This window comes from Pelagimonas sp., from assembly GCF_050633425.1.
Classification (GTDB): Bacteria; Pseudomonadota; Alphaproteobacteria; order Rhodobacterales; family Rhodobacteraceae; genus Pelagimonas.
In genome coordinates, this window is the sequence record NZ_JBOEGM010000013.1 from 252575 (window position 1) to 267430 (window position 14856).

Here is a 14856-nt window from a genome sequence, read left to right on the forward strand (position 1 = left end):
GGCCGTAAAAGCTATATTGTTGGTGGAACTTTTAAAGGAGACATCCAATGGGCCCATTCCCACATGACGCACCGCAATCGACAATAAGTGTTGAAAACCCTGCCGGCACCGATGGGTTTGAGTTTGTTGAATACGCACATCCAGAGCCTCAGGAATTGCGCGATCTCTTTGCATCTATGGGCTATCAGCATGTTGCCAATCACAAAACCAAGGCTATTGAGCTATGGCAGCAGGGCGATATCACCTATGTCATCAACGCCGAAGCCAATAGTTTTGCCGCGCGTTTTGTCGAAGAGCACGGGCCCTGTGCCCCCTCAATGGCGTGGCGGGTTGTCGACGCGCAAAAGGCGTTTGACTATGCGGTTTCCCAAGGCGCGGAAGCCTATGAGGGCGATGACAAAACCGTTGATTGGCCTGCTATCCGAGGCATCGGTGGCAGCCTGTTGTACTTTACCGATCAGTATTACGACACGTCGCCTTATAACCAAGAGTTTGACTGGATCGCAGAGTCCAAACCACGTGGCGTTGGTTTCTTTTACCTCGATCACCTCACGCATAATGTCGTCAAAGGCAACATGGACAAGTGGTTCAAATTCTACGGTGATCTGTTCAACTTCAAGGAAATTCGCTTCTTTGACATTGAGGGAAAATTCACAGGTCTGCGGTCGCGTGCTTTGACGTCACCTTGTGGGCGCATTCGTATTCCAATCAATGAAGACCGGGGCGAGACGGGGCAGATTGTGGCCTATCTCAAGAAATACAATGGCGAAGGGATTCAGCACATCGCTGTCGGATCCAAGGATATTTATCATTCGACCGATGAGATCGCCCAAAAGGGAATCAAGTTCATGCCCGGCCCAAATGAGACCTATTACGATCTGTCTTATGACCGTGTGGTGGGCCATGATGAACCCAAAGACAAGATGATGAAACATGGCATCTTGATTGATGGTGAGGGTGTCGATGATGGTGGTGAGACCAAGATTTTGCTGCAAATCTTCTCAAAAACGGTGATCGGGCCAATCTTTTTTGAGTTTATTCAGCGCAAAGGCGATGACGGCTTTGGCGAGGGGAATTTCAAAGCTCTGTTCGAATCTATTGAACGTGAGCAAATCGAAAGTGGTGAACTCAGCGCCGCAGAGTGATCTGATTTTGCCAATATTGTACAGCGCCGTCCCAGATCGGGGCGGCGTTTGACGTTGGTCAACTTAGCTACGGGGCATTTTCAAAGTCAGATTGCGCCCGCTTTTGGTATAGCGCAAATCACCATCCCCGATTGCGGCAACGCGACCACCATCCAACCGATCACCAACTTTGACCTTTTTGTATTTACCGTTTGGGAGACGGACCAAGGCGCGGCGATTGGCGGGGGTTCCATACACGCCTATCAGGCTGATTTTATTGAGATTAATTGCGTTGCGCACCGTTGCCGATTGGGCCACGCCGCGCGACGTCGGGGCGGCGGGCGTCACTGTTCTTGGGGCAATCGCGGCAGTTTGTACAGGTTCGTTAGACGGGGCAGCAGCGGCTGACCTCTCGGCGCGTCGTACAATTGCAGCCATATCACGGGGCCGACCAATGGGGGCAAGCGAAGATGTAACAGCACGATCAGTTGCAGGTGCATCCGGTTCTTGAACCACCGCTTCTTCCTGCACGGTTTTTGGCCGCATAACAGGCCGGATGGCCGCAAGCTCAGATCTTGAAATGCCGCTGAGAACCGCGCGTTCACGGGTTTCAACCAGGTTTTCAGGCCGCAAACGCGGGCGTAGTTTGCTCAGGGCTTGGTTGATTGGCGGCACCGGATCTGCGGCTTGAGGCGCTGCTGCTACGCTGCGCTGAGGTGGGATTACAGGTGGCAGGCCCGCAAAAACTCTGACACCATCGGGGCTTAGGGCCCCTTGAGGGGTTGCGCGCACCAAGCCGCGTGAATCCATGTCAAAGACTTGCCCTGCGGGTGGTGGCAACCGCTGAGGCTCGAGCAGAGGCTCTTGTGCGAGGGCAGAAGGTGATGGAAGGGCGATGGCATCGGCTTCTTGTACTGCGGGGTCAATCGACGCGACATAAATGTTATCAACGTTGTCTTCGGGCAACCCATGCGGCGCGACTGGGGCCCGCTGCCAAATGCCTGTCGCAGCGTATGTGGCTGCGGCCTCTTCGGGTGACAGCATTTGCGGTACAATAGGCAGCGAACGGGGCTTGGGCGCATCTGTGGTTGGGCCCAAATCCAGAGCCGCGAGCTGAATGTCCGCATCTTCCTCTTTGGGTTCATCCGAAGGACGCAGAGTCGGAATCTCGGGTGTCGCCACACCCTCTGGCGCGATTTCAGGAGCGACAGCAATCGCAGGCTCGTCTGGGTCGGTTCCAAATAGGCCAGCCAGACCGTCATCCAAGAACACCGATGCCCAGGCCGCGACCCCCGCCATAAAGAGCAAGAGCCCCGCAGTCAAAAGGAGGCCCAAGAAACGGGGTTTCCCGCCGATCTGAGCGTGATTGCGTGCGCCAAAAACAGTGAGACGATCTCGCTCGCTTTGCGAAGTCAGCGATGCGGCCGCCGTTTCGGCAAGCGTTGGGTCGGCTGTTTCGGTCTTGGGCTTGGCGCGCAAGGCAGCGATGCGTCCAAGGGCCGATTTTCCACTTTTCTCCGGAACCGCCTCTGGCTGTTCTGGGGCGGAAACGGCGGGCTCTTGGGTGGTTTTCGTTTGTCGCGCTGCGGCAAGACCAGCCAAAGCGCCGCGCCCCTTTGCAGAAGCGGCCTTTGAGGGCTGCGGTACTACGTCAGGCGCAGCACCGTCAGCGTCCTTGTTGTCCTGAACGGGTTTGTCGGACCGGGCGCGCAAAGCTGCCAAACGCGCAAGCGCCGGAGCCGTGCTTGGGGCCGCGTCAGCTTGATCCTGAGGTGTCGTGCGCACCGGAGCCGATGGCGCTTTGGGAGACATCGGGGCGGGAGCCACCTTTGGTGCCGCAACGGGCGATCCTAGCTTGGCGTCCTCAGTATCCAAACGAGCCGATGTCACACCGGCTTCCTTGACGGCAGTGTCGCGTGTTGCGACAGGGGTAAACCGAGGTTTAACCTGCGCTGCTGGCCGCTCTTGCGTCTCAACCGTTCGGTCTTTGAGTGGGGCAGGCATATCCGAACCATCGCGGGTGGCACGGATGGTCGAAAACGACATGGCCGGAGGCGGCGTTTCCGACTCAGCAGGTTCTACGAGCGTTTCGGTGATAGGCTCTGACAGTTCTGCATCGGGCTCTTTGTCGGAGACGAAATCACGTTCTTCAATCAGATCAAAATCTTGGGCCAGAGGAACTTCGGCCAGAGGGGCTTCGGCCAAAGAGTTTTCGGCCAAAGAGTTTTCGGCCTGAGGCAGTTGGTCTTTAGAAGCGGCTTGGGCGTCTGTGTGATCAAGCTGACTGTCCTGACGTTTTTCCAAAGACTCAGCTGCGATTAACTCAGGCTCATCGCTCTGGTCGCCAGTGTCTTCATGGGCGTCAGGGTCAGCTTGGAGCGCTGTGTCAGAAGGCGCGTCCCCCTCTGGGGCAATCACAACGTCTGTTGCAGGCTCTGCAAAATCCAACTCTTGTTGTTGGGCCGACAGTTGCGTGGGGGCGATTTCCGGCTCAGCGTCCGGTTCTACTGCAACCGCTGGGGTTTCCGCTTCGTCAGCCTCGGGCTGTTGGATATCAGGCTGTGCATCCTGATGTTGATCGACCTCTGGTTCTTGGTCTGTGTCATCGTCCTGCTCTGGCCAGCCGTTGCCTTCGTCTTCCAAGGAAACAGCCGCAAGGGGGAGCAGGGCCGCGTCGTTTGCAGGAACGATCGCGATGGTGTTGGGAAGACGCTCTGGCGCGCTGCCGCTCCAAGACCCGGCAGGCCCAAAGAAAACCGCGCCGTCAAATTGCCCATCGGGAGCAATGGCCGCGTGACCCACCGGCTCAAAGCCATTCTGGCGTGCAAAATCTTCCGCTTCGTCAAGCGTTTCGCGTGCGACGGCAGCGATGAAAATGCGGCCATTGTGAACCGCAAAATCATACACCAATTCATCGACGGGATAAGGCGTCGCCCCATCCAAGGCGGTTCGAACAGCCACATCCTGTGCAGAGGCATCACCGCCCAAGTCTTCGACATCTAGATATCGAATTTGTTCGTTTGGAATAACCAACGTGACCTGAGCGCCGGCGGGGTCCAGATCTTCCGCGCGGTTTCGCAACCCCAGAACAGCGGCTTCGAGGTCACCGCCATCTAGCGGAACCTCTTGAATTTGTGCCCAAACATCACCGGTGCGTCGCAGCAGCGCGATGCCTTCGAAGGACAGAGAAAGTGCAAAATTTGGTACCATGGAGCCGTCTTTACCAGCCTTGCCTTGGCTATGGGAGTCTTATTGCCTGATGCAAATATAATACAGCAACTGTTTGCCGACGCAAAGAAACTTCGCGCCGAGGGTCTTGTAAGTGGCAAGTTCCAGCGCAACATGCCCGGAAGGTATCTTTAAAGGAGGCAACCCATGCGTGCCCTTACACTTGTCGTAGCTTTGCTTTTGGCGTCCCCGGTTTTGGCTGAGAGTGAGGCCTTCATCACTGTTTCAGGAGAAGCGAACGTTGTCACCGCCCCGGATATGGCGACCTTGTCATTGGGTGCGAAAGAGCGGGGCAAAGACCCAATCACGGCAATGAATGGCACGTCGGCGGTTTTGGAATCGGTGATCGCCCGGTTACGTGCCCAAGGTGTCGAAGAACGCGACATTCAGACGTCGTCGTTGCGGTTGAACCGTCTGGCCCGGTGGGATCGCGACAAGGATGTCGAGGTTTTTGAAGGCTTTGAGGCCAGCAATATCCTGACGATTCGAGTGAAGGATTTATCGCGGCTTAGCGCTGTTTTGGCGGCGGTTCTGGAGGATGGTGCCAACTCGTTGTCCAACCTGAGTTGGGGCGTGCAAAACCCACAGGTTTTGGAAGACGAGGCGCGCCGTCGCGCGGTCAAGGACGCAATGGCCAAGGCCGCGCTCTATGCCGACGCGGCCGGTGTTGATCTCGGGCCGGTGATCTCGATCCGTGATACGGCAGATCCGATGGTGCAAACTTCGATGCACCGTGATGCGCCGATGCTAGAGGCGATGGCGGCTGATGTGCCTGTGGCGGCGGGGGAAATCGAAGCCACCGCGAGGGTAACGATGGTCTTTGAAATCGCCCGATAAGGTCAAAAGAAAGGCGGGGATATAGCCCCCGCCTGTCCTTGCTTTCCAAGGTCGTCCTATGGCGACCTTTTTGGTTAGCTGCTGGCCTTGGCCAAAGCCTGTTCCAGATCACCAATCAAGTCGGTTGCGTCCTCAATACCAATCGAAATCCGTACAACATTGGGGCCCGCGCCAGCTGCGGTTTGTTGCTCTGGTGTCAACTGGCGGTGGGTTGTTGAGGCCGAGTGAATGACAAGGCTACGCGTGTCACCCAAATTGGCGACGTGGCTAAAGATTTCCAGTGAATCCACGAATTTCACGCAGGAATCATAGCCGCCTTTCAGCGCAACGGTGAATAAACCACCGGCCCCTTTGGGGCAGATGCGCGCGACGCGGTTGTTATAGGGCGAGGATGGCAAGCCAGCATATGTCACCTCTTCGACCGCCGGATGCGCTTCGAGCCAGCTTGCGATGGTCTGGGCGTTTTCAACGTGGCGTTGCATGCGCAGTGACAGGGTTTCGGTGCCCATCAGCGTGTAATGTGCCGCTTGCGGGTTGAGCGTCATGCCCAAGTCACGCAGGCCAATGGCAATACCGTGGAACGTAAAGGCCAGCGGGCCAAAAGTCTCGTGGAATTTGAGCCCATGATAGGCTGGCTCGGGGGCGCTCAGCGAGGGAAACTTGTCGCTGGCGGACCAGTCGAACTTGCCGCTGTCGACCACGATGCCACCGGTGACTGTGCCGTTGCCGGTCAGGTATTTGGTCAAAGAATGCACGACCAGTGTTGCACCATGTTGGATCGGGTTACACAGGTATGGAGTGGCCGATGTGTTGTCGACGATAAGCGGCAGCCCCGCTTTGTCTGCCACAGCCGAAATCGCATCAAGATCAGTGATATAGCCGCCCGGATTGGCAATGGATTCACAGAAGACCGCACGGGTATTTTCGTCAATCGCGGCTTCAACGGCGTCGAGATCGTCGAAATCAACGAATTTGGCCTCCCAGCCGAAACGCTTGATGGTCTGGCTAAACTGCGTGATCGATCCACCGTAAAGACGGGTCGAGACAACCACGTTCAAACCGGGGGCCATCAATGGGAACAGCGCCATGATCTGCGCTGCGTGACCTGAGGAACAGGCCACCGCACCAACACCGCCCTCAAGCGTTGCAACACGTTCTTGCAAGACCGCAACGGTTGGGTTGGTCAGGCGGGAATAAATGTATCCAACTTCTTGGAGATTGAACAACGCCGCCGCATGTTCCGCATCGCGAAACACGTAAGCGGTGGTTTGATAAATCGGTGTTTGGCGCGCGCCGGTGGCCGGATCTGGCCGGGCTCCGGCATGGATTTGCAACGTGTCAAAGCCGTATGTGGGGGCGTCTGTCATGGTTCTCTCCCTAAAGTCTTTGCAGCATGCGTAAGGGATTGATGCCCAACCGGCAACGGGGCATTTGCGAAAATGATTTAGCAACGTGTCAGTTGGAACTATTGTTCCATCTTTGTGGGGCCGTTTGGAACTTTTGTTCCGCAGCGGTGCGGGTTAACGCATCCAAAACCCTTCGCGTTTGATCTTGTTACGGATCGCCTGTTCCTTGCGGGGCAGGTCATCGCGGTCAAACAGCGCCCGTACCTTTTGGCCACGTGATTGATAGATCATCCGCTTGAACGGATCATAAGCCTTGAGCACTTTCTTGATCTTATTGGGCGCGGTGATGTCCTCGAGGCAGTCAATCACCGCATCGCTTTCGCGGGCATACATGAGCGGCAACAGCCTGTAATGACAAGTGATGTCACCATCCAACAATCCGTCGGGCAGCGTATCCCGCCCACCGTTCAAGGCGTGTATCACCAATGGCAGGGCCACTTGATCCAGCCAGGGGTCCAGGCTCTGACAGACCAATTCGCGCGGGGCGTTATCACGGATTTCCAGCGCGAATTTCAAAAACAGATCGCCAAAGGTTTTTGGACAGCGGTAAAAGAAGAACCCAGCGTTAAAATAGAGGTATCGCCGCCAATATTCGTCGGGCCAGCTGAGATCGAGCGAACTTTCGAAATTCAACTCAAACCGATCATAAAGCGATTTCCAAATCTGTGAATAACCGGGGCCATAAATTTCGAGTTGCGGCCAAGTGCCTTCGCGTTTCATCGAGGCCGTTGGCCGCTCAAAGTCAAACGGCACCTGATCCAGATCGCCAGTGACCAGCGTGTCGGTGTCAAAAAACACAAAGGGTTCGCCTTGGGGGAGAGCGGCCAGCGCTTCGATTTTGTTGCCATAGGGATAGGCATGGCCAAAATGCTGGCTCTCAAAGGGCACAAACTCGGCCCCTAAATCCATCAGCAAAGCGCGACAGGCCGGGTCCGAGATGCGCGGATCGTTTGGCCAGAGCGGTCCGGGCTGAGGTTCGGCAATCAGCAGGCGAAACCGTTGTGACGGAGTATTGCGCCGCAAAGAAGCAGCGAACAGCACGGCCTCGTATTGCAATCGCCCAGATTGGCCTACTATGCAAATATTTACAGTTTGAGGTGCGCGCGCGTTGCGTGCCATGCTGGGGCTGCCCGTGTTTGTCTTTTGCGGGTACTATAGGCAGGAAATCAGGCGTCCAAAAGCGTTGATCTGTCGATAGGTCATGAATTCCAAACAGGAGCGCACAATGCTCGACGTTTTATTGATTGTTTTGGCCATAGCTGGCGGTGGCGGAGACGCCGGGGCAGGTGGTGCTGATCGCGAAACCCTGGTTTTAGACACCGGCGTGCAGGCGGCTCCGGCTGCGGCCAAAGCCGGTGGTGGCGGAGAGGAGCTTCCGCCCGGAGCAAAACCAAAGGCCGAACCGGTTCCTGAGGTGTTGCCTTATAAGGCCGAACAGCAGGTCGCCAGTGGACGCTTTACCACGGCGCTTGAGGTCAAACCGATCATGAATGCCACGCGCAACGCCTGGATCGCGATTCGCGAATATAACGGGCAGGATTTGGTCTATGTGACACATATCTGGTCGTGGCGGTGTGGGTTGGTGGCGATGAAATACGCAGTCAATGATGAGCCGCTAGAGGAATGGCCGCTGCCCAAGTGCCACGAAGACACCAACAGCCCCAACGTGATGAAGCCTGAAGACGGGTTGCCGTATCGCGAATATGCTTTGGGGTCGGTTGACACCGTGACGGTTGAGTTGATTTATGACGATCTGACCACGGAACGGGTGACCTATAACCGCAAAGGCGCATTGATGCCGTGAGTTCAGAACTCAAGATTGAGCGTATTAAAATCCTGGACGGGCTGAACGAACAGCGCAAATGTGCCATCGAAGTCGACATTCACATGTCAGATGGCCAGCATCGCTGGTGCTGGGTCACGACACCAGAAGCGTTGAACCACTTTGGCGACCAAGTTGTGGCAAGCGGGGGGCGGTTTCATGGCGGCACCTCGCACTTCACCGTGATCGCGGCACCACTATCACATGACGTTATCCTATCGGTTCTGGACCAGATAACCAGCAATGGTGAGTTGCTCCGATTTACTTGGGATATCCATCAAGATCACGGCTAGTTTTGTTCAGGATCACCGGTTGACGCGAAACGAGACCTGCGATCAGGCGAGAAGCGTGCCAATGCTTGCAACCCCTTTAAGTGCAGGCTAAAGCCTGATCCGACCCAAACTTCTATGAGGCCTGCCCATGTCGATTGACATCGAGACCGCCGCCAAGGTGGCGAAACTCGCCCGTATCAAAGTCGAAGACGACGCCCTGCCAGCGCTCGCGCAGGAGTTTAATGATATCCTCGGCTTTATCGAACAGCTGAACGAAGTTGATGTCGATGGGGTTGAGCCGATGGTTTCGGTGACACCTATGCGTTTGAAACGTCGCGAAGATGTGGTGACTGATGGCGATCAGCCTGAGAAAGTCTTGAAGAATGCGCCCGATGCGCGTGAAGGGTTCTTTGCTGTGCCGAAGGTGGTGGAATAATGGCTGATCTCAACAACATGAAAATCGCCGAAGCCCGTGACGCGCTGCGCAAGGGCGATGTGACAAGCCTTGAATTGACCGAAAGCTGCCTGTCAGCGATCGAAGGGGCGGGGGCTTTGAACGCTTTTGTCCACAACACGCCTGAGCTTGCGCGCGAACAGGCCAAGGCGGCCGATGAGCGTATCAAGGCCGGTGATGCGCCCGATATGTGTGGCATCCCGTTGGGTATTAAAGATCTGTTCTGTACCAAAGGCGTGCCGAGCCAAGCGGCTTCAAATATTCTTAGCGGCTTTAAACCCGAATACGAAAGCACGATCACTAGCCAATTGTTTGGTGCCGGGTCTGTTATGTTGGGCAAGTTGAACATGGACGAATTCGCCATGGGCTCGTCCAATGAAACGTCGGCTTATGGCAATGCGGTCAACCCGTGGCGTCGTGGCAATGACGAAGCGGCACTGACGCCGGGTGGAAGCTCGGGGGGATCGGCGTCTGCTGTCGCGGCTGACCTGTGCTTGGCTGCGACCGGAACCGATACGGGCGGATCGATCCGCCAGCCTGCGGCCTTCACCGGCATCACCGGGATCAAGCCGACCTATGGCCGCTGTTCGCGTTGGGGCGTTGTGGCCTTTGCTTCGTCTCTGGACCAAGCCGGTCCGATGACCAAAGACGTGCGCGATGCGGCGATCATGCTGGAAACCATGTGTGGTCATGACCCCAAGGATAGCACCTCAGCCGATCTGGCTGTGCCCAACTTTGAGGCGATGCTAACCGGTGACATCAAGGGCAAAACCATTGGTATCCCGCGCGAATACCATATGGAAGGTATCCCAGAAGAGATCGAAGCACTTTGGGCCGAAGGGCGTAAAATGCTGGAAGACGCAGGCGCTAAGGTTGTCGATATCAGCCTGCCGCACACCAAATACGCGCTGCCAGCCTATTATGTGATTGCCCCGGCTGAGGCGTCTTCGAACCTCGCCCGCTATGACGGTGTGCGCTACGGACACCGCGCCACATTGGACGCGGGTGATGGCATCACTGAAATGTATGAAAAGACTCGCGCCGAAGGGTTTGGTCATGAAGTTCAGCGCCGTGTCATGGTTGGTACCTATGTTTTGTCGGCAGGCTTCTATGACGCCTATTACAACCGGGCCCGCAAAGTGCGGACCTTGATCAAGAAAGACTTTGAAGACGTGTTTGCGCAGGGGGTCGATGCAATCCTGACGCCGGCGACACCATCTTCGGCCTTTGGCCTTGGCGAGATGATCGATGCTGATCCTATTCAGATGTATCTCAACGACGTGTTCACTGTGACGGTGAACCTTGCTGGTCTGCCCGGTATCGCCATTCCGACAGGTTTGGACAAACAGGGATTGCCACTTGGTCTGCAGCTGATTGGCCGTCCGTGGGAAGAGGGTGATCTGCTGAATACCGCTTATGCGCTTGAGCAAGCCGCCGGTTTTGTAGCCAAACCCGGAAAATGGTGGTAATCGGCGTCAAAAGTTAACACCCAATCAGGGTGAGGCAGGAGCGATAATGCGATTTTTGATGTTGAGCGTGGCAGCTCTTGGCTTGATGGCATGTGAGCCAGCGGTGCCTGATAGCGCTGCAGGTGTTGTTGATACGGGCCGCGGCGTCGGATTCGGCGATTACGAGAGCTATGATGCGCAGCGTGAAGCGCAACTAAATGGCACTGCGCCAGCGACTGGCCCTGCAACAGTGCCCGGCCCGGTGGATGTTGAAGCAACGCCACTGGACGCAGGAACACCCGCTGCTCCGGCCCCTTCTGTTGTGCGCAACTCCGAAGGGATTTCGGGCGAGAACGACTTTGACGCCGTTGCCGCCGAGCGTGACATCGAAGCAGACGCCGCATTGATCGCGCAAAATCGCGCGCAATACACGTTGATCGCGCCGACCGACCTGCCCAAACGTCCGGGCAGCGATGCGCCGAATATCGTTGAATACGCGCTGCGGACCGACAACCCGGTTGGCACGTCGCTGTACAAGCGGTCAAGCTTTCGGGCTGATGTGAAATATGCCAAAGCCTGTGCGGCATTTGCCTCGTCCGATTTGGCGCAGGAGGCCTTTTTGGCCCAAGGCGGACCGCAAAAGGATCGCAAGGGCATGGACCCTGATGGCGATGGCTTTGCCTGTGATTGGAACCCAGGCCCGTTTCGGGCCGCACGCGGCGGGTGATGTGATCTCGTGATTGGATCGTCAGACTCGATTGTCTTTCCATCGGAAAATTTCGGGCCGCGGCGCAATTGCGCGCGGCCTGATTTGATTGTGCTGCATTATACCGCCATGACAAGCGCGATCGGGGCCCGTGATTGGCTCTGCAATCCCGAGGCGCAGGTGTCGGCGCATTATGTGATCGCCGAAGATGGCCGCCTGTGGCAGCTGGTCAGCGAAGACATGCGGGCCTGGCATGCCGGGGCTGGTGCCTGGGGAGATGTGACCGACGTCAATTCACAATCAATCGGGATCGAGATTGCCAATTCCGGGTCACACCCTTTTTGCGAGCCGCAAATGGCGGTGCTTGAGAGGCTGATGAGCGGAATGATGACTCGCTGGGACATACGCCCCGAGCGGGTGATCGGCCATTCCGACTGTGCCATGGGCCGCAAAATAGATCCGGGTGGGCGATTTGACTGGTTGCGATTGGCGCGGCAGGGCTTGGCGATCTGGCCCGAGGCCCGAGACGCGGGAGATTTTACCGCCGATTGCGCAAGGTTTGGCTATGTTGCCGATGCGACGCAACAAGAGACATTGCTCGCGGCGTTCAGAATGCGGTTTCGTCCCTGGGCTGAGGGGCCACTGGATGAGCATGACCGAGCCCTTGCCGCCGATTTGGCCGCACGCTGGCCCTATCGGTCGCCACATCGACCTGGGGCCGATTTGATCGGGTAGAGGTTGTTACATTATGCGCTTCCGCGCGCTTTTTTCGCGATGTGAGAGGTGACGATCCGTTTGTTGCTGAGTGGCGGTTCTCTTGCGGGTAGTTTATTCCAACCGATAGGGAAGCACGCCGCGCAAAGCTGGGTCGATGGATAAACGTTTTTCCAAAGGCGGCACTGAGCGCTGGTGGCATTTTGTGCGCTCGCAAATGCGACAGGAAATACCGATGGGTTCAAACGCAGAGGCGCGGGTGAAGTCCATGTCGTCTGCATAAACCAGAGCCGCCGCATGGCGCACATCGCAGCCCAACGCGATGGCATAGCGGCGCAATGGGGCTCCGAAATGACCGCCGGTTTTGGACACATCCCGTGCCAGAGAAATATAGCGCACACCGTCCGGTGTTTCAGCGAGCTGGCGCAGGAATTGCCCCGGAGTTTCAAAAGCCCGGTGGACGTTCCACAAGGGACAGGCTCCGCCAAAGCGGGCGAATTGCAGTCTGGTGGCGGAATGACGTTTGGTGATCGTCCCGGCTTGATCGACGCGGACAAAGAAGAAGGGCACACCTTTGGCACCGGGGCGCTGCAAGGTGGACAGGCGGTGGGCGACTTGTTCGACCGAAGCCCCAAAGCGCGCGGACAATAATTCGAGGTCGTGGCGGGTTTCTTGTGCGGCATCCAGGAACGCCGTGTAGGGCATCATCGCAGCCCCGGCGAAATAGTTGGCCAGACCTAGTTTGGCGATGGAGCGCGCCTCGTCCGATTGGAAGCGGGCCAAATCCAGTGTCGCATCCAGCAGTTGATTTTGCCCCAGAAGGGCAACTTGGACCAGGAGCTGAAAGGTCTGGGTTTCGACTGGGGCCAGCGCGCTAAGCGTCAGTTCGCGGCGTTCAGCGTCAAAGCTGCGCATCGGGGTGGATTCGGTGAAACGCACAGAGACGCGATGCCGGGCCAGCCGGGCAATGGCGGCGGTGCGGATGTCTGGCTCGGTTGCCCCCAATTGGGCGTAGTGTTCTGCTGCGCGGTCCACCGCATCAATGTAGTTGTCGCAATAGTGAAAGAAATCGCGCACCTCTTCCCATGGGCTGGGACGCAACTGGGCGTCTTCGCGCCCCAAGGCTTCGTCCAAGGAGGCGAGCCGCTCATGTGTTTGCTTATATGCCCGGTGGAGCGCCAGAAACGCGCGCGCAAACGCCGGGGCATTGGACGCGGTTAAGCGCAGATCAGCCAATTGCGGGGCCGCTTCGCCAAAGACCGGATCGGCCAAGGCTTCGCGCATGTCCGAGACAAGACGTTCAGCATCCCCTTGGCCCAATTCGGTGACGTCAAACCCAAATTCCTGCGCCAATGCTAAAACAACTGTGGTCGAGACCGGCCGGTTGTTGTTTTCCATCTGGTTGAGATAGGGCAGGGAGACGCTGAGTTTGGCGGCGAAGTCTTTTTGGGTGAGGCCCAGCCGGGTGCGGATATCCCGCAGTTTGGCCCCGGCATAGAGTTTTTGCGTCGCCATGTTTGCACCTTTGCGATTAACGTATCGCAACTTTGCAAGTTAATTAGACGACGTCCAGCCCCTTGAGGCGTCTTTCACGGCGGATCACCAGCAAGATAACCACAACCGATGCCGAAGCGGTCCCCGACATCATGTACAAGAGTGGCCAAGCGCCCGTTTCGACACTGAGCAAAAGGCCCGCCATTGCCGACATCGCGGCGCCGCCGCCAAGCATGATGGCCCCGCCAAGCCCCGAGGCCGTGCCCGCCAGACGCGGTCGTACTGACAACATGCCCGCTGTCGCATTGGGAATGGTCATGCCGTTGCCGACTCCGACAAAGGTCATGAAACCAAAGAACACCCATTTGCTATCAAGGCCCATGGCAAAGAACGCCATCAAACACATCATTGGGACTGCGACGATCAAGCTGCCCCAGAGCACCATGGTGTTGACTCCGATCCGGGCTGCATAACGGCCGGTGATGTAATTGCCGATGAAATATCCAACCGCAGGGGCCCCAAAGAAAAAGCCCAGAACGGATGCATTCATGCCGTAGATTTCAGTGCCGATAAACGGAGCGCCCCCCACATAGGAGAAGAACGCCCCTGATGAGAGGGCAGATGCAGACGCATAGCCCCAAAACCGCGGAGACGAGAGCAGCTCAGGATACTCGCGCACTTGTTGGCGCAATGTCTGGCCACTGCGAACATTGGTTTCGCCAACGTCTTCGAAGGAGATCCACAGGATCAGTACGCCGACGATCAGCAACAGCCAGAAATTGGCCTGCCAGCCCATAAGCTCGCCCAGATAACCGCCAATGACGGGGCCAATCATCGGAACCACGGACATGCCCATGGTGACATAGCCAATCATCGAGGCGGCCTGATCTTGCGGATACATGTCGCGTACAATGGCGCGGCTCAGAACCATGGCGGTTGCGCTCACGGCTTGAAGCATTCTGAAGGCGAGGAAACTGTAGACATCCGGTGCCAACAGGCAGCCAACCGTTGCCAGGCAAAACACCCCAATCCCAGCCAGCAAAACGGGGCGACGGCCATAGTGATCAGATGTCGGCCCGATAAAGATTTGCAGGATCGCGTTGGCCGCAAGATATCCCGCCACCGCAAGCTGCATGACCTGATATTCGGTATCGAAATAGGCAGTCATCATCGGCAGCGAGGGAACAAAAATGTTCATCGCAAGGGCTGACAGCCCTGCCAAAAGGACCAGTGTGACAATATGTGGCGGGGTGGTACGGTCGCGAAAACGGACCTGAATGCGGCTATCCATTTGGGTATCGGTATGCCTCAAATGGGCGTTTGTCCATGATAGCAATGACAAGAAAGGCGA

At 56.9% G+C, this 14856-nt stretch carries 13 protein-coding genes; 8 read left to right on the forward strand and 5 right to left on the reverse strand.

Features of this window, described 5'->3' with window-relative positions:
- Positions 1-47: 47 nt before the first annotated feature.
- Positions 48-1145, forward strand: coding sequence for a 4-hydroxyphenylpyruvate dioxygenase (hppD, locus tag ACRBB0_RS12405; protein ID WP_431374747.1), 1098 nt, complete (start codon positions 48-50; stop codon positions 1143-1145).
- Between the two features lie 63 nt (positions 1146-1208).
- Here hppD and ACRBB0_RS12410 read toward each other — a convergent pair whose 3' ends face one another.
- On the reverse strand, positions 1209-4334 hold the full coding sequence (locus tag ACRBB0_RS12410) for a hypothetical protein (protein WP_431374748.1): 3126 nt from the start codon (positions 4332-4334) through the stop codon (positions 1209-1211).
- A gap of 165 nt (positions 4335-4499) precedes the next feature.
- Between ACRBB0_RS12410 and ACRBB0_RS12415 the strand changes: the two genes are divergently transcribed.
- On the forward strand, positions 4500-5189 hold the full coding sequence (locus ACRBB0_RS12415; protein ID WP_431374749.1) for an SIMPL domain-containing protein: 690 nt from the start codon (positions 4500-4502) through the stop codon (positions 5187-5189).
- Positions 5190-5263: 74 nt separating this feature from the next.
- Here the strand turns inward: ACRBB0_RS12415 and ACRBB0_RS12420 are convergent, their stop codons facing one another.
- Complete coding sequence (locus ACRBB0_RS12420) at positions 5264-6556, reverse strand: O-acetylhomoserine aminocarboxypropyltransferase/cysteine synthase family protein (RefSeq protein WP_431374750.1); 1293 nt, start codon at positions 6554-6556, stop codon at positions 5264-5266.
- Positions 6557-6709: 153 nt separating this feature from the next.
- Complete coding sequence (locus ACRBB0_RS12425) at positions 6710-7714, reverse strand: hypothetical protein (RefSeq protein WP_431374751.1); 1005 nt, start codon at positions 7712-7714, stop codon at positions 6710-6712.
- Positions 7715-7820: 106 nt separating this feature from the next.
- On the opposite strand from ACRBB0_RS12425, the gene ACRBB0_RS12430 reads away from it, so the two are divergent.
- The 6 genes from ACRBB0_RS12430 to ACRBB0_RS12455 all read left to right on the forward strand — a co-directional run bounded on the left by ACRBB0_RS12430 (position 7821) and on the right by ACRBB0_RS12455 (position 12032).
- A complete protein-coding gene (locus ACRBB0_RS12430; protein ID WP_431374752.1) occupies positions 7821-8399 on the forward strand; it encodes a hypothetical protein in 579 nt (192 codons plus the stop codon).
- The gene (locus tag ACRBB0_RS12435; protein WP_431374753.1) at positions 8396-8710 is read left to right on the forward strand and encodes a hypothetical protein; all 315 of its coding nucleotides are present in this window, start codon (positions 8396-8398) and stop codon (positions 8708-8710) included. The genes ACRBB0_RS12430 and ACRBB0_RS12435 overlap by 4 nt, the downstream gene beginning before the upstream one ends.
- A gap of 127 nt (positions 8711-8837) precedes the next feature.
- Complete coding sequence (gene gatC, locus ACRBB0_RS12440) at positions 8838-9125, forward strand: Asp-tRNA(Asn)/Glu-tRNA(Gln) amidotransferase subunit GatC (RefSeq protein WP_431374754.1); 288 nt, start codon at positions 8838-8840, stop codon at positions 9123-9125.
- Positions 9125-10612 carry an Asp-tRNA(Asn)/Glu-tRNA(Gln) amidotransferase subunit GatA gene (gene gatA, locus ACRBB0_RS12445; RefSeq protein ID WP_431374755.1) on the forward strand — a complete coding sequence of 496 codons (1488 nt, stop codon included), beginning with the start codon at positions 9125-9127 and terminating at the stop codon, positions 10610-10612. Before gatC ends, gatA begins: the two co-directional genes overlap by 1 nt.
- Positions 10613-10658: 46 nt before the next feature.
- On the forward strand, positions 10659-11318 hold the full coding sequence (locus tag ACRBB0_RS12450) for a hypothetical protein (RefSeq protein WP_431374756.1): 660 nt from the start codon (positions 10659-10661) through the stop codon (positions 11316-11318).
- A gap of 108 nt (positions 11319-11426) precedes the next feature.
- The gene (locus ACRBB0_RS12455) at positions 11427-12032 is read left to right on the forward strand and encodes an N-acetylmuramoyl-L-alanine amidase (RefSeq protein WP_431374757.1); all 606 of its coding nucleotides are present in this window, start codon (positions 11427-11429) and stop codon (positions 12030-12032) included.
- Between the two features lie 93 nt (positions 12033-12125).
- Here the strand turns inward: ACRBB0_RS12455 and ACRBB0_RS12460 are convergent, their stop codons facing one another.
- The gene (locus ACRBB0_RS12460) at positions 12126-13526 is read right to left on the reverse strand and encodes a helix-turn-helix domain-containing protein (protein ID WP_431374758.1); all 1401 of its coding nucleotides are present in this window, start codon (positions 13524-13526) and stop codon (positions 12126-12128) included.
- A 43-nt stretch (positions 13527-13569) separates the two neighbouring features.
- Entirely contained in the window at positions 13570-14796 is a 1227-nt protein-coding gene (locus ACRBB0_RS12465; RefSeq protein WP_431374759.1) for a multidrug effflux MFS transporter, read from the reverse strand.
- Positions 14797-14856 lie beyond the last annotated feature (60 nt).